This window comes from Pseudomonas sp. Sample_9 (genome assembly GCF_004307535.1).
Lineage (GTDB): Bacteria > Pseudomonadota > Gammaproteobacteria > Pseudomonadales > Pseudomonadaceae > Aquipseudomonas > Aquipseudomonas mercuritolerans.
In genome coordinates this window covers 22873-41512 of record NZ_RAZO01000296.1, presented here as the reverse complement: position 1 = coordinate 41512, position 18640 = coordinate 22873, and the positions used below count along the sequence as shown (strand labels likewise).

Here is an 18640-nt window from a genome sequence, read left to right as displayed (position 1 = left end):
CAGCTGCCCCGCAAGGAGCTCCCTCCCGTTTGACCGGGAGGAACATCAGACTAGTCGAGACTGGTCTTAATGGTTTTCTTCGTGCGCCATCGACAGGTAGACGATGGTCAGCATCATGAAGATGAACGCCTGCAGGGTGATGATCAGGATGTGGAATACAGCCCACGCCCACTGCAGAACAACGCCCAGGCCGCTGAGCCAGAGCAGGCCGCTGCCGAACATCACAGCGATGAGAATGAACACCAGCTCGCCGGCATACATGTTGCCGAACAGACGCAGAGCCAGAGAGATCGGCTTGGCGATCAGGGTGACAAATTCCAGCAGGAAGTTCACCGGGATCAGCAGGGCCTGAACGAAGATGTTCTTGCTGCCGAACGGGTGCAGGGTCAGTTCGCCGATGAAGCCGCCGATGCCCTTGACCTTGATGCTGTAGAAAATGATCAGTGCGAAAACCGAGAACGCCATGCCCAGGGTCGCGTTCGGGTCGGTGGTCGACACGGCGCGGAACGGGATGTGGGCATCGCCGGAAATCAGGATGGCCAGTTGAGGAATCCAGTCGACCGGTACCAGGTCGACGGCGTTCATCAGGAACACCCAGACGAAGATGGTCAGTGCCAACGGTGCGATCACCGGGCTACGGCCATGGAAGCTGTCTTTCACGCTGCCATCGACGAATTCGACCAATACTTCAACGAAGTTCTGCAAGGCACCCGGCTGACCCGACGTCGCTTTCTTTGCCGCCATGCGGAAAAGAAGAACGAAGATCAGACCCAGCGCGACCGACCAGCCGAGGGTATCGACGTGGAAAGCCCAGAAGCCCATTTCCTTGGCCTCTGCTGCGGTGTGGGCAAAGCCCCAGCCGCCGTTGGGTAGCTGACCGAAAGTCAGGTTCTGCAAGTGGTGCTGGATATAGCCCGAAGCGGTTGTCTCTGCCATGGTTGCCTCAAACGCCCTAAGGTCTCGAAAGTCTTGTTCTCATCAGCAGGGGAGCGAACCAGCTGACCGACTGCGTCAGCACGAACACGCCGAATACTGCGATCGGCGCCAGTGGCTTCACACCTGCGAACACCAGTGCAAACAGCACTGCCGTCAAAATAAGTTTGCCTGCCTCGCCGGCATAAAAAGACCGGACGATGGACTGGGCTGCTCGGGCGCCGGAAAACCGAAATGCCCTGTGAGCGAAATAAACATTGGGCAGCAAGGCTATCAGGCCTCCGCAAAGTCCCGAGTATCCGGCAACGACTCCATGCCATTGCCAGAGCGCCAAAGCGGCAATGAGCAAAACGACAAATTGAGCCATCAGCACCGGAAAAACTGCCAGGCGATGGAAGGGCAGGCGGTTTGGCTTGCGGGTTTCCATCACGTTTGCTCTCCAATGGTCGGCTGCCGAAATTCAATAACTTGGCATAATTTGTGCCGACAAAATGCGCGCAGAGTATAGGGGCGGTTCTGCCCCTATTCAACTGTCAGGTAGTGATTTCCGACTGCGCGCTACATGAGGAAATGTTTCAGCGGATGTGTGCGAGCACACCTTGAAGCTCGTCGAGCGAGTTATAACCAATCACCAATTGGCCTTTGCCCTTCTTGCCATGGCGAATCTGCACCGCAGAGCCTAGGCGCTCGGCCAGGCGCTGCTCGAGGCGAGCGATGTCCGGGTCGGGTTTTGCAGCTTCCACAGGCTCCGGTTTGCCACTCAACCACTGACGAACCAGTGCCTCGGTTTGGCGCACAGTCAGCCCTCGTGCGACAACATGTCGCGCCCCTTCGACCTGCTGATTGTCCGGCAGACCGAGCAACGCACGCGCATGACCCATTTCCAGGTCACCGTGCGACAGCATTGTCTTGATCACTTCAGGCAGTGCAATAAGTCGCAACAGGTTAGCCACAGTCACCCGCGACTTACCCACAGCCTCGGCAACCTGCTGCTGAGTCAGCTGGAATTCCTGCTGCAAGCGCTGCAAGGCGACGGCTTCTTCGATCGGGTTGAGGTCTTCACGCTGGATGTTCTCGATCAGCGCAATCGCAATGGCGGTTTCATCCGGCACATCGCGAACCATCGCCGGGATGGTTTCCTGCCCGGCCTGCTGACTGGCACGCCAGCGGCGTTCACCGGCAATGATCTCGAAGCGACCGCCGCCGATCGGGCGCACCACGATCGGCTGCATCACGCCCTGGGCCTTGATCGACTGCGCCAGTTCTTCCAGGGCCTGCGGATCCATGTCGCGGCGCGGCTGATATTTGCCGCGCTGCAGCAGGTCGAGCGGCAGATGTTGCAGTTCGCGGGTGTCAGCCTGCGCGGCTTGTTCTTCCAGCGCGCTGACCGTCGGACCACTCAGCAGTGCATCCAGTCCACGTCCGAGACCTCGTTTCTTGACGGCCATGGGGATTCCTTAAGTTGGCTGAGCAGCAGCAATGCGTGAATTTTTGCGCTGACGACGAACCATCTCGCCCGCCAGAGCCAGATAGGCCAGGGCGCCACGCGATTGCTTGTCGTAAGCCAGCGCCGGCATGCCGTAGCTCGGTGCTTCGGCCAGGCGAATGTTGCGCGGGATCACCGTGTCGTACAGCTGGTCGCCGAAGTGTTCCTTGAGCTGCGCCGAAACATCGTTCATCAGGCTCAGGCGCGGGTCGTACATGGTCCGCAGCAGGCCTTCGACCTTCAGGTTCGGATTCAGCAGCTCGGCGATGCGCTTAATGTTATCCACAAGGTCGCTCAAACCTTCCAGCGCGAAGTATTCGCACTGCATGGGGATAATTACCCCGTCAGCGGCGACCAGTGCGTTGAGCGTGAGCATCGACAGTGACGGCGGGCAGTCGATCAGAATGTAGTCGTAGTTGTCACGGATTGGCGCCAGCGCACTGCGCAGACGGCTTTCCTTCATCTGCATTTCCAGCAGCACCACTTCGGCCGCGGTCAGATCGCGGTTGGCCGGCAGCAGTTGATAACCGCCGTGCTCGGAGAAGTGCATGGCCTGGCCCAGGTCGCATTCACCGATCAGCAGATCGTAGACGGAGTTTTCCAGACCATGTTTATCCACACCGCTACCCATGGTGGCGTTGCCCTGTGGATCGAGATCGATCAACAACACCCGGCGCTTGGTCGCGACCAGGGATGCTGCGAGGTTGATGCAGGTGGTGGTCTTGCCCACACCACCCTTCTGGTTCGCTATCGCGAATACCTTAGCCATTCTTGCTTGTGTTCCCAATCATGCCGTGCGGCGCAGTATCAGCAGATGGCGTTGGCCTTGGCAACCGGGGACGGCCAGGGCGTGTTCGCTATCGAGTTTGAAATCTGCCGGCAATGCTACCAGCTCATCGGCCGGATGAACGCCCTTCATTGCCAGCCAGCGTGTATCGGCATCGCCGAGGTGGCGAGTCCAGTTGGTGAAGTTTTCCATGCTGCTGAACGCCCGGGAAATGATCCCGTTGAATGGCTGCGCAGGCTGGAACGCTTCGACGCGACTGTGGATAACTTGCAGGTTATCCAGCTTCAGCTCCAGTTTGACCTGCGTCAGGAAGCGGGTTTTCTTGCCGTTGCTGTCCAGACAGGTAACTTGCGATTCCGGGTACAGGATCGCCAGCGGGATACCAGGCATGCCACCGCCACTGCCGACATCGAGCCAGCGACCGTTTTCGATGAACGACATCACGCTGAGACTATCGAGCAAGTGCCGCGAAACCATTTCGTCTGGATCGCGCACGGCGGTCAGGTTGTAGGCCTGGTTCCATTTGATCAACAGGGCCAGATAACCCAGCAGCAATTCATGCTGGGTTTCTGTGAGATTGACACCGAGCTCGCGGGCTCCTGTGGATAACTCTTCGGCGTGTTGCGAAGTGACCTTGGCACTCAAGCGCTTTGCTCCAACTGACGGCCCGCGCCGCGTTTTTTCAAATGAATCATCAACAGCGAAATCGCTGCCGGGGTCACGCCCGGGATCCGCGAAGCCTGGCCCAGCGTCTCGGGACGTGTGGCACCGAGCTTGCTCTGGATCTCCTTGGACAGACCGGAAATGTTGGTGTAATCGATATCCACAGGCAATTTCGTGTCTTCGCTGGCGCGCAGACGGGCGATTTCGTCCTGTTGGCGGTCGATGTAACCGGCGTATTTGGTCTTGATCTCAACCTGCTCGGCGACCTGTGAATCTTCGGCGCCCTGCCCGGTCACTTCGACCAGACCGGCGTAATCGATTTCCGGACGGCTCAACAGGTTGAGCAGGTTGTATTCGTGAGTCAGCGGTGTGCCGAATTTCTCGGCAATCGCATCGCCCTGCGGGGTGTTCGGCCGTACCCAGGTGCTTTTCAGGCGCTGCTCTTCAAGCTCGATGCTTTCGCGTTTCTTGCAGAAGGCCGCCCAGCGCGCGTCATCGACCAGACCGAGCTCGCGACCTTTTTCGGTAAGACGCAGGTCGGCGTTGTCTTCGCGCAGAATCAGGCGGTACTCGGCGCGGGAAGTGAACATGCGGTACGGCTCTTGGGTGCCGAGGGTGATCAGGTCGTCGACCAGAACGCCGATGTACGCTTCATCGCGGCGCGGACACCAGGCTTCTTTGCCCTTGGCACGCAGCGCAGCGTTGGCGCCGGCGAGCAGACCTTGAGCGCCGGCTTCTTCGTAACCGGTGGTGCCGTTGATCTGCCCGGCGAAGAACAGACCGCCGATGACTTTGGTTTCCAGGCTGTACTTCAGGTCGCGCGGATCGAAGTAGTCGTACTCGATCGCATAACCCGGACGCACGATGTGTGCGTTTTCCATGCCGCGGATCGATTGCACGATCTGCAATTGCACGTCGAACGGCAGGCTTGTGGATATCCCGTTCGGATACAGCTCATGAGTGGTCAGACCTTCCGGTTCGATGAACACCTGATGGCTTTCCTTGTCGGCAAAGCGGTGGATCTTGTCTTCGATCGACGGGCAGTAGCGCGGGCCGACGCCTTCGATTTCACCGGCAGCCGAGTACATCGGCGAGCGATCGAGGTTCGCCGCGATGATTTCGTGGGTACGGGCGTTGGTGTGAGTGATCCAGCAACTGACCTGGCGCGGATGCTGTTCCTTGTTGCCCATGAACGACATCACCGGGATCGGCGTATCACCCGGCTGCTCGGTCATCACCGAGAAATCCACAGACTTGCCGTCGATACGCGGCGGCGTGCCGGTTTTCAGGCGCCCGACACGTAGTGGCAATTCACGCAAACGATGGGCGAGAGCAATCGACGGTGGATCGCCGGCGCGACCGCCGGAGAAATTCTGCAAACCAATGTGGATAAGTCCGCCGAGGAAGGTACCGGTGGTCAATACCACGGAATCGGCGAAGAAGCGCAGACCCATCTGTGTAACCACACCACGGACTTGCTCCTGCTCGACGATCAGGTCGTCAGCAGCCTGTTGAAATATCCACAGGTTCGGCTGGTTTTCAAGAATTTCGCGGACAGCTGCCTTGTAAAGAATCCGGTCAGCTTGCGCACGGGTGGCCCGTACGGCCGGGCCTTTGCGGCTGTTCAACACGCGAAACTGGATGCCGCCCTTATCGGTAGCCATGGCCATCGCGCCGCCGAGGGCATCGATTTCCTTGACCAGATGGCTTTTGCCGATGCCACCGATGGCCGGGTTGCAACTCATGGCACCGAGGGTTTCCACGTTATGCGTCAGCAACAGGGTTTTTGCCCCCATGCGTGCTGACGCCAGTGCTGCCTCGGTACCGGCATGACCGCCGCCGATGACGATCACTTCAAAACGGGAAGGGAAATCCACCACGCACCTCGTGCCTGCTTAAGTAGGTCATTCAGGAAATAGTTGAGCTCAGGTTTCTGGACCTGGTCGGCAAGTATAGGGACTTCGCCCTTTCTAAAGAACCCTTTGCACAAAATTTAACCAGCTGTGGAGAACTCGGGGTTAAAAGAATAAAAAAGAGAGAAATTTATAAAACCTTTGTTTTTATGTTTATTCTTACTGAGCCACGTTTCTGTGGATAGATCTCTATAAGCCTTATATTACGGTGTGTACAGAGTTTCAAAACCCTGTGCCCAGGTAACAATGAGGCCCTTGGATAACCGGTGTAAGCCTGTGGATTAAAGTGCTGCTTATCCACAGGGCAGGTTATATCCAGTTTTCAGGCCCTCTTATCAACTGGCCTTAGCACCAGTTACTCACAGGGCTTAATCCACAGAAATTTGCTCGGAAGGCGTTTTCCAGGCGGAAAAAAAGCGCCAGCGAAGAATCGGTGACGCTTGGCAAGCCAGTGGCAGGAAGTGAAAAGGCTATTGTGAGACCACGTAGCAGAGGCTAATAATAGCCATTATCATTAACTGACCAGTTTCTCCCATGTCCCTACCCGCCCACACCGCTGCGATCGAGCAAATCTACGAGCAACACCACTCGTGGCTGTATGGCTGGCTCAAGGGCAAGCTGCACAACACCAGTGATGCAGCCGATGTGGCACATGACACGTTTTTGAGAATTCTCGCGGCGCGCAATGCCGCTCATATTCGCGAGCCGCGGGATTACCTGGCGACCATTGCGCGCGGCCTGGTCATTGATCGTTATCGACGGTGTGCGATTGAAACCGCTTATCTGCAGACCCTCGCAGCTCGGCCGCAAGCAACGGTCATCAGCGAAGAAGACAGAGCACTGATCATTGAAACCCTGATTTCTGTGGATAAGGCACTGGCCGGCCTGGGCGCGCGAACCCGGCAGATCTTCATGCTTTCGCAAGTCGAAGGACTGACTTATCAACAGATTGCCGGGCAATTGAAGGTTTCGCTGACCACGGTAAAGAAACACATGATTCGCGCCCTGACTGAATGCGCCCTGATCATGGCGCAACCATGATGGCCGCCGCTGCAGACCGTCAGGTATTCGAAACTGCAGCCAGCTGGTATGTGCAGTTTCAATCCCAACCACCGAGCCTTGCCGAACAAAAAGCCTGGCAGCTGTGGATAGATAGCGATCCGGCGCATCTGGCGGCGTGGAACCAGATGGAACAATTGCAGCGCCACCTCGGTACGCTGCCGCAGGATCTGAAACGACGTGCGCTCAATAGCGGCCAACAAAGACGCCAGGTACTCAAACTGCTGTTGCTCGCAGCGGGAACAGGTTTCGTTGGCTGGAACGCTCAACGACACACATCCCTCGGCAACGTCTGGGCCGACTATAAAACCGGTGTAGGTCAGCGTCGCACCATCAGCCTGGCCGATGGCAGCCAGATCCAGCTCAACACCGACTCGGCCATTGATGTCTCTTTCGACGCAGCACAACGCCTGATCCAACTGCGTGCCGGTGAAATCCTCGTCCAAACCGGCAAGCTTGGCGATCAGCGGCCGTTCTATGTGCAAACCCGTGACGGGCGGATCCATGCATTGGGCACCCGGTTCTCGGTGCATCAGATGCCGAACTCAACCCGGGTCGGCGTGCTGGAGGATCGAGTCAGCGTTCAACCTGCGCAGTTATCCACTGCTGCGCTCATCCTGAAAGCAGGCGAAGGCGCGGATTTCGACAGTCGGCATATCGGCCTCAGTCATCCCTTCCAGGCATCAGAAGTGGCCTGGATCAACGGCCAGTTGATCGTACTCGATGCGCGCCTGGGCACTGTCCTCGAAGAGTTGGGCCGCTATCGCAGCGGTGTATTGCATTGCGATCGCAGCGCCCGGGATCTGCGGGTCTCCGGGACTTTCCGGCTCGATTCAACCGACGCAGTGCTGGCCAACCTTCAGGCTTCGTTGCCGATCAATGTGCGTTATTTCAGCCGTTACTGGGTGTCGATCAGCCACAGCGTTGACTGAAATATGGCCCGGGGAAAAATAATCGCAAACAGGGTTATCTTTTTTCGCCCTGGTCCGGCCCTACAGGTAATCGCGACCAACGCGGCTCTTCGCCACCTTCAGGGCTAATCCACACATGCGTCTTCCCACTTTCCGTCAGCGTTTTTCTCCTCATTGCATTGCCTACAGCTTATTGATGGCCAGCGCTGCGTCCTGTCTGGTGATCAGCAACAGCGCCTTCGCGGCGTCGACATCCCAGCGCTTCGCCATTGCCGCCGGCCCGCTGGATAGTGCGTTGAGCCAGTTCGCCGCTGCCGCCAATGTAATTCTGTCGTTCTCGCCGCAACAGACCAGCCGCCTGCGCAGTGCCGGGTTGAACGGTGACTACAGCGTCGAACAAGGATTCGCTCAACTGCTGCAAGGCTCGGGTTTACAGGCAGTGCCACAAGCACCCGGCAGTTACATTCTGCAGAAAGTGCCCAATGGTGACTCCCTGGAACTGGCGCCGACCAACATCAATGCGCAGTTGGCCAGTCCGATGGACCTCGATTACGCCGCCGACGTCGGCTACAAGGCGCAAAACAGCCGGATCGGTACGAAAACCAGTACGCCGCTGTCGGAAACACCGCGTTCGGTGTCAGTGGTGACCGGCCAGCGCATCAAGGATCAGAAATCCCAGACACTCACCGACGTACTCGGCTACGTGCCGGGGATCTTCGCCCCACCTTTTGCCGCCGGCGACAGCTTGGCTGGCGACCTGTTCTATATCCGTGGTTTCAACGCCACCGATTACGGCTACGGTTTGCTGCGCGATGGACTGCGCGTGCAGGGCAATCGCTATGACACCAGCACCGAGCCGTACGGACTTGAGCGGGTCGAGGTGTTCCGTGGCCCGTCTTCGCTGCTGTATGGCGAAAATGCGCCAGGCGGTCTGGTCAATCTGGTCAGCAAACGCCCGACCGCCGCGCCTCAGGGTGAAGTGCAACTGGGCTATGGCTCGAACAATCGCCGGCAAATCGGCGTAGATGTCTCCGGCCCGCTCAATGACAGCGGCAACGTTCTCGGACGCGTGGTGATGCTGGGGCGCAAATCCGATACCCAGACCGATCACGTGCCTGACGACCGTATTTATATCGCCCCTTCGCTGACCCTGAATTTCGACGATTTCAATACGCTGACGCTGCTGGCCAACTATCAGAAAGACCACACCAACATGGAGCTTGGCCTGCCGGCCGCCGGCACGTTGCTGAGCAATCCCAACGGCCAGCTATCCAAAGACACCATGCTCGGTGACCCGGACTGGAATACCTTCGAACGGGAAACCTGGAGCACCGGCTACGAGTTCAGCCACTCGTTCAACGATGACTGGCAGTTCCGCCAGAACTCGCGCTACATGCAGTCGCGCATCACCCGCCACGAAACCTGGCCGGGCAATCTGAACAACGCCGGTTTCGGCACGCGGTTGAACGTGACCGCCTACGATCGCTTCAACAAATCCATGGTGTATTCGCTGGATAACCAGCTGGAAGGCAAGTTCGAGGCAGGCGAGCTGGAAAACACCGTGCTGTTCGGCGCCAGCTACGATCGCACCTCGTTCAATCAGGACTGGAATGCCGGCGTTGTCGGGCCGATCAATGTGTATAACCCGGTCTACCTGCGTGATCCGACCACTCCGATCGCTGTGCAGAACACTTTGCTTGAGCAGCAGATGAAAGGTGTTTATGCACAGATCCAGAGCAAGTACGACAATTGGCTGTTTCTGCTCGGCGGTCGCCAGGACTGGGTCGACAGTGACTTCCGCGACAAGGTGGCCCGAGGCAGCAACATCAGCTCCGAGGACAAGAAGTTCACCTATCAGGGCGGCGTGATGTATCAGTTCGACAACGGCATGACGCCGTATGTCAGCTACTCCACGGCGTTCGTGCCGGTGCAGCAGATTTCCAACGCCGGAGCGCCGCTTGATCCGATCACCAGCAGCCAGTACGAAGTGGGTTTGAAGTACGAACCGATCGGCTGGGACACCGCGTTCACCGCTTCGGTATATGACCTGCGCAAGAAGGACGACACCTATTTCGATGCAACGACTTCGACCTATCGCCAAGTGGGTGAAAGCCGCGCCAAGGGCGTCGAGCTGGAACTAAACAGCAACCTGACGCAGAACCTCAATGTCACGGCGGCTTATACCTACACCGATGCGAAGATCACCAAGGATGCAGCGACGTCACTGGTCAAAGGTCATCAAATGACCGGCGTGCCGCGTAATCAGGCCTCGGTCTGGGCGAAATATCGCTTCCTCGACAGTGATTTGAAAGGCTTGTATGTCGCCGGTGGCGTGCGCTATTTCGACAGTGCGTTTGCCTACACCTCGCCTTCGTTATACGGAAAGCTGGATGCCGGCGACGTGACGTTGGTCGATGCGGCTGTTGGTTACCAGATTGATACACACTGGAGTGTCGATCTGAACGCGAAGAATCTGTTCGACAAGGAATATGTGTCGGGATGCAACGATGCCGGCCGTTGCTATTGGGGCGAAGACCGCACGCTGCTCGGTACGGTGTCCTATAACTGGTGAACAAAAAGGGGCTGTGGGTGAATTACCACAGCCCCTTCTTTTATTTGCCGATGCAGAAGCTGGAGAAAATCCTTCCGAGCAAATCATCAGAGCTGAACGCCCCGGTAATTTCACCCAGGGAATGCTGAGCCTGGCGCAGATCTTCGGCGAGCAATTCGCCTGCCCCGGCCAGGGTCAGTTGCGCGCGGCCATGTTCCAGTGCCGCGCTGGCGTGACGCAGTGCTTCCAGATGCCGGCGACGTGCGCTGAAGCTGCTTTCCGAAGTCTGCTCGTAACCCATGCACGCCTTGAGGTGGTCCCGCAGCAGATCGAGGCCTTCGGCGGATTTGGCGCTGAGACTGATGGTCACGTGGCCGTCGTCACTGGTTTCCAGAGAAACCGCTTCACCGGTCAGATCGGACTTGTTACGAATCAGCGTCACTTTCGCCGGATCCGGTCGAGACTCGAGGAATTCTGGCCATAAGGCAAAAGGATCCAGTGCCTCTGGTGCGGTCGCATCGACCACCAGTAAAACCCGATCCGCTTCACCAATGGCTTTCAAGGCCCGTTCAACACCGATCTTTTCCACATGATCGTCCGTGTCCCGCAGGCCTGCGGTATCGACAACGTGTAACGGCATGCCGTCGATGTGGATATGCTCGCGCAGGATATCCCGCGTGGTGCCGGCAATCTCGGTAACGATCGCAGCCTCGCGACCGGCCAAGGCATTCAACAGGCTGGATTTGCCCGCGTTGGGACGGCCGGCAATCACCACCGTCATGCCATCACGCAATAACGCGCCCTGCCCCGCTTCGCGCATCACTGTGGATAACTCATCGCGTACTCTGTCGAGCATGCTCAGTACATGGCCGTCGGCGAGAAAGTCGATTTCCTCTTCCGGGAAGTCGATGGCGGCTTCAACGTAGATACGCAAACCGATCAGTTGCTCGGTCAGGTTATGCACACGCTGGGAAAACGCACCCTGCAATGAACGCAGCGCATTGCGTGCAGCCTGGGCAGAACTGGCTTCGATCAAATCGGCGATTGCCTCGGCCTGGGCCAGATCGAGTTTGTCGTTGAGGAAAGCGCGCTCGCTGAATTCCCCCGGACGGGCCAGACGACAACCCAATTCCAGGCAGCGCTTGAGCAACATGTCCAGCACGATCGGGCCACCGTGGCCCTGCAATTCCAGGACGTCTTCGCCGGTAAACGAGTTCGGCCCCGGAAAATACAGAGCCAGACCTTCATCCAGCACCTGCTGGTCGTCACTGAAAAACGGCCCGTAATGGGCGTATCGCGGTTTCAGTTCACGGCCGCTTATGGTTTTTGCCGCCACGCTGGCCAGCGGCCCGGAAATACGGACGATGCCCACACCGCCGCGCCCTTGAGCAGTGGCGACAGCGGCAATGGTTTCACGGGGTGTGCTCATAAAGCGGCATCCAGACAAAAGTGGCAGATAGCAAAACGCCCCACTAGGGGGCGTTTTGAGTGGTGTTATCCACAGTGCAAGTTACGCCTCGGCTTTTTTCGTCGCCGCTTCGATCTTACGCGTGATGTACCACTGTTGTGCAATCGACAGGCAGTTGTTCACAACCCAGTACAGCACCAGACCAGCCGGGAACCACAGGAAGAAGAAGGTGAAGATGATTGGCATCATTTTCATGACCTTCGCCTGCATCGGATCCGGAGGCGTCGGGTTCAACTGCTGCTGGATGAACATGGTTGCGCCCATGATGATCGGCAGAATGAAGAACGGATCCTTGATCGACAGGTCAGTGATCCACAGCATGAACGGCGCCTGGCGCATTTCCACGCTTTCCAGCAGAACCCAGTACAGCGACAGGAAGACCGGCATCTGCACGAGGATCGGCAAGCAGCCGCCCAGTGGATTGATCTTCTCTTTCTTGTACAGCTCCATCATGGCTTGCGACATTTTCTGCCGGTCATCGCCATGTTGCTCTTTCAGCGCAGCCAGTTTCGGAGCCACGGCACGCATGCGCGCCATCGATTTGTAGCTGGCGGCCGACAGCGGGAAGAAGATCCCTTTGATCAGCATGGTCAGGAAGATGATCGACCAGCCCCAGTTACCGACAATGGCGTGGATATGTTGCAGCAGCCAGAAGATCGGCTGGGCAATGAACCACAGAATGCCGTAGTCGACGGTCAATTCCAGACCTGGGGACAACTCTTTCAGTACAGCCTGGCTTTTCGGACCGGCGTACAGCACAGCGCTGGTTTCAACTTTTGCACCTGGAGCAGCGGTCAAGGTAGGACCGGTGTAACCGATGATGTAGTTGCCTTTGCTGTCTTTACGGGTCTGGACGATGTTGTTTTCGCCCTTGGCCGGAATCCACGCGGTCACGAAGTAGTGCTGCAGCCAGGCTACCCAACCACCGGTGACGGTTTCCTTGAGCTGCGCCTTGTCCATGTCCTTCATCGACACTTTCTTGTACGGCTCGGAACTTGTCCACAGGGCAGCGCCCAGGTAAGTCGCGGTGCCGGTAGCAGTGGTCGACGACGGATCAGCGCTGGCGTCGCGCTTCAACTGGGCAAACATTGCGCCGTTCCAGGGCTGAGCGCTCTGGTTATCCACAATGTAGGAGACAGCGACGTCGTACAGGCCACGTTTCAGGGTGAAACGCTTGATGTAGTTGACGCCGTCCTTGCTGAATTTCAGGTCAACGACGAGTTGATCCTGACCGTCAGCCAGTTGGTAAACCTTCTTCTCCGAGGAATAAACCGGACGACCGGCCGGGTTTGCATCCGGGCCGTTGGTACCGATCAGACCGCTTTGCGCCAGATACACACGTTCGCCGCCGTTATCGAACAGCTGGAACGGCACATCAGGACGATCCTGACGACGTGGATACAGAGGCAGAGTCAGTTGCGCAACATCGCCACCCTGTGGATCGATCGCCAGATCGAGCACATCGGTCTTGACCTGAATCAGATCCTTGCTGGCGGCGACCGGCGTTTCGGCAGGTGCGCTGGTATCGCTGGCGGCGCGCGGAATATCGTCACTGGCGGCATTTGTGCCAGTGGCGGTGTCCGGCAAACCGGATGTAGTCGTACTGGAAGCAACATTCTGAGTCGGCAGGGCAGCCTGGCCATAATCCTGGTTCCATTTAAGAACCATGACGTAGGACACGATTGCCAGGGCGACGATCAGGATCGTGCGTTTGATATCCATGATTACTCGGCCATCGAAGAAGAACGGGAGGTAGGGACAGGTGGAACCGGGTCATAACCACCGGGATTCCACGGATGACAGCGACCTAAACGACGAAAGGTCAGCCAGCCACCGCGCAGAAGGCCATGATTTTCAATGGCTTCATACGCGTAGCAGGAACAACTGGGGTAGAAGCGACAGTGGCTGGCCATTAAAGGACTAATGGCATAGCGATAAAACTGGATCGGAACGAGGGCCAGTTTACGCATCGGTACTGTCTACCCCTACAGTTTCGGTTTTGACTGCCGGAACGGGCTTGTTGCGTGCCAGACGCTTCCAGAGTTTGCCGAAATGCTGAATCAATTCGGGGTTTTCTACATCACCCAAACCTTTGCGCGCGACGATAACGATGTCCCAGCCGACCAGTGAATCCTGGTGCAGACGGAACGATTCGCGCATCAGACGTTTGAGGCGATTGCGCTCAACGGAGAGCTTTACGCTCTTTTTCCCGATAACCAGCCCGAGACGGGGGTGATCAAGATCGTTGTTGCGTGCAAGGAGCAGGAGATTTTTCCCCGGAACCTTGCCGGTAGGGGAGTCAAAGACTGCCTTGAAATGCCGGGGGGTAAGCAGACGCTTTTCCCGACTGAAGTCCTGACTCACCTCCAGTACCGGATTATCAAACTGCCAGACGCGCACGACCTTTGGCGCGACGACGCGACAGGACTGCGCGGCCGTTCTTGGTAGCCATGCGAGCACGGAAACCGTGGGTACGAGCGCGTTTGATAGTGCTTGGTTGGAAAGTACGTTTCATGTCGTGTTACCTGGTTCGTCCACAACGGGCCGGAATGGCCCCCGTTTTAAGAGACCGGGGATTCTAGAGAAAGCAAGCCTTCAGGTCAATTTCCAACCAGCGTTTCCTTATAAATAGATCCGGGCAGGTTTTGAGCTTGAAAGCCTGTCAGCCAGATATAGAAATAAAGAAGGGAATTATTTAAAGCTTTTCTGTAAAGCTTGTAAAAGCTAGACACGCCATCTTCTGTGGATAACTGCCATGGTGCCTTATTCCACGGGCTGTACAGAGAATGACAACTACGGTGGAAAACCGTGTTCAGCCTGTGCTGCGCTATCGGATAAGCTGTGCGTGGAATGGCCTGTTATCCACAGGCGTGTTATCCACCGGGTTTAGCCCCCAGTTGTCCAGTGCCCTCAGAGGCGTTTATCCACAGGGCTTATTCACATGCCGTTGGTCGCCTTTTAATGCGTTAACGCGTTGATAAATGATGGTGACGAACCTACCTGCATGTGGATAAGTGAATCGCTCGCCGCTACAATGGCCGCTTGTTTTTGCCTCACCGGCTTTCAACTTAGGGGATATCCGTGTCAGTGGAACTTTGGCAGCAGTGCGTGGAGCTTTTGCGCGAAGAGCTGCCTGCCCAACAATTCAACACCTGGATCCGTCCACTACAGGTCGAAGCCGAAGGCGACGAGTTGCGCGTCTACGCACCGAATCGTTTCGTGTTGGACTGGGTCAACGAAAAGTACCTGGGCCGCGTCCTTGAACTGCTGGATGAGCACGGCAATGGCTCGACGCCGGCGCTGTCCTTGTTAATAGGCAGCAAACGCAGCTCGGCACCTCGCGCCGCACCCAATGCACCACTGGCGGCCGCGCAGGTTGCTCAGGCGCAGGCCAATAATGTGCCAGCGAGCAATCCGGCACCGGCGCCAGCCCCTGCTCCGGCCAAGCGTTCCACGCAGAAAACCGCTGAAGTCAGCGAAGAGCCTTCCCGCGACAGCTTCGACCCGATGGCCGGCGCCGCTTCGCAGCAGGCCCCGGTTCGGGCCGAACAGCGCACCGTGCAGGTAGAAGGTGCGCTCAAGCACACCAGTTACCTGAATCGCACATTCACCTTCGAGAATTTTGTTGAAGGTAAATCCAACCAGCTCGCCCGTGCGGCGGCCTGGCAGGTGGCGGATAATCCCAAGCACGGTTACAACCCGCTCTTCCTTTATGGTGGCGTCGGCTTGGGTAAAACCCACTTGATGCACGCGGTGGGCAACCATCTATTAAAGAAGAATCCGAATGCCAAGGTCGTGTACCTGCATTCCGAGCGTTTCGTGGCCGACATGGTCAAGGCGCTGCAACTGAACGCCATCAACGAATTCAAGCGTTTCTACCGTTCGGTGGACGCCTTGCTGATCGACGATATTCAGTTCTTCGCTCGCAAGGAGCGTTCCCAGGAAGAGTTTTTCCACACCTTCAACGCGTTGCTTGAAGGTGGTCAGCAGGTCATTCTCACCAGTGACCGCTACCCGAAAGAAATCGAAGGCCTTGAGGAGCGCCTCAAATCCCGCTTCGGCTGGGGCCTGACCGTTGCGGTCGAGCCGCCGGAGCTGGAAACCCGTGTGGCGATTTTGATGAAGAAGGCCGATCAGGCCAAAGTCGATTTGCCACATGACGCCGCATTCTTCATTGCCCAGCGTATCCGCTCCAACGTCCGCGAGTTGGAAGGTGCGCTGAAACGCGTGATCGCCCACTCGCACTTCATGGGTCGCGACATCACCATCGAGCTGATTCGTGAGTCCCTGAAAGACCTGTTGGCATTGCAGGACAAACTGGTCTCTGTGGATAACATTCAGCGCACCGTCGCCGAGTATTACAAGATCAAGATCTCCGACCTGCTGTCCAAGCGCCGTTCGCGCTCGGTGGCACGTCCGCGTCAGGTGGCCATGGCGCTGTCCAAGGAACTGACCAACCACAGCCTGCCGGAAATCGGCGACGTGTTTGGCGGCCGCGACCACACCACCGTGTTGCACGCTTGCCGCAAGATCAACGAACTTAAGGAATCCGACGCGGACATCCGCGAGGACTACAAGAACCTGCTGCGTACACTGACCACTTGATGAACACCAGCGCAGCTTATTAAGGCAAGGGACGAGACCATGCATTTCACCATTCAACGCGAAGCCCTGTTGAAACCCCTGCAACTGGTCGCAGGCGTCGTCGAGCGCCGACAGACCTTGCCGGTACTGTCCAACGTGCTGTTGGTCGTCGAAGGCCAGCAACTGTCGCTGACCGGTACCGACCTGGAAGTCGAGCTGGTCGGTCGTGTGCAACTCGAAGAGCCGGCCGAAACGGGCTCCATCACCGTGCCGGCGCGCAAGCTGATGGACATCTGCAAAAGCCTGCCCAACGACGCGCTGATCGATATCAAGGTCGACGAGCAGAAACTGGTGGTAAAGGCCGGTCGTAGCCGCTTCACCCTGTCTACGCTGCCGGCCAACGATTTCCCGACTGTTGAAGAAGGCCCGGGCTCGCTGACTTGCAGCCTGGAGCAAAGCAAACTGCGTCGTCTGATCGAACGCACCAGCTTCGCCATGGCCCAGCAGGACGTGCGTTATTACCTCAACGGCATGTTGCTGGAAGTTTCCGCTGGTGTGATCCGCGCCGTGGCCACCGACGGTCACCGTCTGGCGATGTGCTCGATGCAGGCCGATATCGGTCAGCCGGATCGTCATCAGGTGATCGTGCCGCGCAAAGGTATTCTCGAACTGGCGCGTCTGCTCACCGAGCCGGAGGGCAATGTCAGCATCGTCCTCGGCCAGCACCACATCCGCGCCACCACGGGCGAGTTCACTTTCACCTCGAAACTGGTCGACGGTAAATTCCCGGATTACGAGCGCGTCCTGCCGAAAGGTGGCGACAAACTGGTACTCGGCGATCGTCAAGCGTTGCGTGAAGCGTTCAGCCGTACCGCGATTCTGTCCAACGAGAAGTACCGCGGTATCCGTCTGCAACTGGCCAGCGGTCAGTTGAAGATCCAGGCCAACAACCCGGAGCAGGAAGAAGCTGAAGAAGAAGTGGGCGTTGAGTACAACGGCGGCTCGCTGGAGATCGGTTTCAACGTCAGCTACCTGCTCGACGTGCTGGGCGTGATGACCACCGAGCAGGTTCGCCTGATCCTGTCCGACTCCAACAGCAGTGCGCTGGTGCAAGAGTCCGACAATGACGATTCGGCTTACGTTGTCATGCCGATGCGTCTGTAATCAGCAGATCCTGAATGTCGTTAAGTCGTGTTTCGGTCACCGCGGTGCGTAATCTGCACCCGGTGACCTTCTCCCCCTCCCCCCGCATCAACATTCTTTACGGCGCCAACGGCAGCGGCAAAACCAGTGTTCTGGAAGCCATTCATCTGCTGGGGCTTGCCCGTTCGTTTCGCAGCACGCGGCTGTTGCCCGTCATTCAGTACGAACAGCTCGCCTGTACGGTATTTGGTCAGGTTGAGCTGGCTGAAGGCGGACACAGTGCGCTGGGGATTTCTCGCGACCGTCAGGGCGAGTTCCAGATTCGCATCGATGGCCAGAACGCCCGTAGCGCTGCGCAGCTGGCGGAGATCCTGCCGTTGCAGTTGATCAACCCGGACAGCTTCCGTCTGCTGGAAGGCGCGCCGAAGATTCGCCGGCAGTTTCTCGACTGGGGTGTGTTCCACGTTGAACCGCGTTTCATGGCCACTTGGCAGCGTTTGCAGAAGGCGCTGCGCCAGAGAAACTCCTGGCTGCGGCATGGTACACTTGACGCCGTTTCGCAAGCGGTTTGGGACAGGGAACTGTGCCAGGCCAGCGCTGAAATCGATGAATACCGCCGCGCTTACATCACAGCCTTGAAACCGGTCTTCGAACAGACCTTGAGCGAACTGGTTGAGCTCGAGGGTTTGACGCTCAGCTATTACCGAGGCTGGGACAAGGACCGCGAATTGAGCGCCGTACTCGCCGGTTCCGTGCAACGGGACCAGCAGATGGGGCACACCCAGGCCGGACCGCAACGAGCTGATTTGCGTCTCAGATTGGGCGCACACAATGCCGCGGACATCTTGTCCCGGGGTCAGCAGAAGTTGGTGGTCTGTGCATTGCGCATCGCCCAAGGGCACCTGGTCAGCCAGGCCCGCCGCGGTCAGTGTATTTATCTGGTGGATGACTTGCCGTCCGAGCTGGACGAGAGCCACCGTCGCGCGCTATGCCGCTTGCTGGAAGACTTACGCTGCCAGGTGTTCATCACCTGTGTAGATCACGAATTACTGAGGGAAGGCTGGCAGACGGAAACGCCAGTCGCTTTGTTCCACGTGGAACAGGGCCGTATCACCCAGACCCACGACCATCGGGAGTGAAGG

At 57.7% G+C, this 18640-nt stretch carries 17 protein-coding genes; 6 read left to right on the top strand and 11 right to left on the bottom strand.

All coding sequences use genetic code 11. The features are described from left to right. Positions 1–66: 66 nt before the first annotated feature. The 6 genes from atpB to mnmG form a co-directional block, all read right to left on the bottom strand. Positions 67–936, bottom strand: a complete 870-nt coding sequence (gene atpB, locus D6877_RS16290) for a F0F1 ATP synthase subunit A (protein WP_016772402.1) — start codon at positions 934–936, stop codon at positions 67–69. A 16-nt stretch (positions 937–952) separates the two neighbouring features. Further along, on the bottom strand, positions 953–1360 hold the full coding sequence (locus D6877_RS16285; protein ID WP_090287824.1) for a F0F1 ATP synthase subunit I: 408 nt from the start codon (positions 1358–1360) through the stop codon (positions 953–955). Positions 1361–1508: 148 nt separating this feature from the next. Next, the gene (locus tag D6877_RS16280) at positions 1509–2381 is read right to left on the bottom strand and encodes a ParB/RepB/Spo0J family partition protein (RefSeq protein WP_007960777.1); all 873 of its coding nucleotides are present in this window, start codon (positions 2379–2381) and stop codon (positions 1509–1511) included. Positions 2382–2390: 9 nt separating this feature from the next. Then, the gene (locus D6877_RS16275; RefSeq protein ID WP_016772400.1) at positions 2391–3188 is read right to left on the bottom strand and encodes a ParA family protein; all 798 of its coding nucleotides are present in this window, start codon (positions 3186–3188) and stop codon (positions 2391–2393) included. An 18-nt stretch (positions 3189–3206) separates the two neighbouring features. Then, the gene (gene rsmG, locus D6877_RS16270) at positions 3207–3851 is read right to left on the bottom strand and encodes a 16S rRNA (guanine(527)-N(7))-methyltransferase RsmG (protein WP_130911448.1); all 645 of its coding nucleotides are present in this window, start codon (positions 3849–3851) and stop codon (positions 3207–3209) included. Beyond that, positions 3848–5746: a tRNA uridine-5-carboxymethylaminomethyl(34) synthesis enzyme MnmG gene (gene mnmG, locus D6877_RS16265; protein ID WP_130911447.1), complete on the bottom strand. Its 1899-nt coding sequence runs from the start codon at positions 5744–5746 to the stop codon at positions 3848–3850. Before mnmG ends, rsmG begins: the two co-directional genes overlap by 4 nt. A 570-nt stretch (positions 5747–6316) precedes the next feature. Between mnmG and D6877_RS16260 the strand changes: the two genes are divergently transcribed. The 3 genes from D6877_RS16260 to D6877_RS16250 all read left to right on the top strand — a co-directional run bounded on the left by D6877_RS16260 (position 6317) and on the right by D6877_RS16250 (position 10324). Then, entirely contained in the window at positions 6317–6823 is a 507-nt protein-coding gene (locus D6877_RS16260) for a sigma-70 family RNA polymerase sigma factor (RefSeq protein ID WP_130911446.1), read from the top strand. Then, positions 6823–7773, top strand: a complete 951-nt coding sequence (locus D6877_RS16255) for a FecR domain-containing protein (protein ID WP_130911488.1) — start codon at positions 6823–6825, stop codon at positions 7771–7773. Before D6877_RS16260 ends, D6877_RS16255 begins: the two co-directional genes overlap by 1 nt. Positions 7774–7888: 115 nt before the next feature. After that, on the top strand, positions 7889–10324 hold the full coding sequence (locus D6877_RS16250) for a TonB-dependent siderophore receptor (RefSeq protein WP_130911445.1): 2436 nt from the start codon (positions 7889–7891) through the stop codon (positions 10322–10324). A gap of 40 nt (positions 10325–10364) precedes the next feature. Here D6877_RS16250 and mnmE read toward each other — a convergent pair whose 3' ends face one another. The 5 genes from mnmE to rpmH form a co-directional block, all read right to left on the bottom strand. Continuing rightward, positions 10365–11732: a tRNA uridine-5-carboxymethylaminomethyl(34) synthesis GTPase MnmE gene (gene mnmE / locus D6877_RS16245; RefSeq protein WP_130911444.1), complete on the bottom strand. Its 1368-nt coding sequence runs from the start codon at positions 11730–11732 to the stop codon at positions 10365–10367. 81 nt (positions 11733–11813) lie between these two features. Next, positions 11814–13493, bottom strand: coding sequence for a membrane protein insertase YidC (yidC, locus tag D6877_RS16240; protein ID WP_071173916.1), 1680 nt, complete (start codon positions 13491–13493; stop codon positions 11814–11816). Positions 13494–13495: 2 nt separating this feature from the next. Then, complete coding sequence (gene yidD / locus D6877_RS16235) at positions 13496–13741, bottom strand: membrane protein insertion efficiency factor YidD (protein ID WP_027901580.1); 246 nt, start codon at positions 13739–13741, stop codon at positions 13496–13498. Continuing rightward, on the bottom strand, positions 13734–14135 hold the full coding sequence (rnpA, locus tag D6877_RS16230; protein ID WP_024014946.1) for a ribonuclease P protein component: 402 nt from the start codon (positions 14133–14135) through the stop codon (positions 13734–13736). The genes yidD and rnpA overlap by 8 nt, the downstream gene beginning before the upstream one ends. A gap of 16 nt (positions 14136–14151) precedes the next feature. Then, entirely contained in the window at positions 14152–14286 is a 135-nt protein-coding gene (rpmH, locus tag D6877_RS16225) for a 50S ribosomal protein L34 (RefSeq protein WP_003213577.1), read from the bottom strand. A 566-nt stretch (positions 14287–14852) separates the two neighbouring features. Here rpmH and dnaA point away from each other — a divergent pair. From dnaA to recF, 3 genes are read left to right on the top strand one after another with little or no spacing between them, the layout of a single operon-like run. After that, positions 14853–16376, top strand: a complete 1524-nt coding sequence (gene dnaA, locus D6877_RS16220) for a chromosomal replication initiator protein DnaA (RefSeq protein ID WP_130911443.1) — start codon at positions 14853–14855, stop codon at positions 16374–16376. Between the two features lie 39 nt (positions 16377–16415). Continuing rightward, a complete protein-coding gene (dnaN, locus tag D6877_RS16215) occupies positions 16416–17519 on the top strand; it encodes a DNA polymerase III subunit beta (RefSeq protein WP_130911442.1) in 1104 nt (367 codons plus the stop codon). 14 nt (positions 17520–17533) lie between these two features. Next, complete coding sequence (recF, locus tag D6877_RS16210) at positions 17534–18637, top strand: DNA replication/repair protein RecF (protein ID WP_016772389.1); 1104 nt, start codon at positions 17534–17536, stop codon at positions 18635–18637. The last annotated feature ends 3 nt before the right edge of the window (positions 18638–18640 follow it).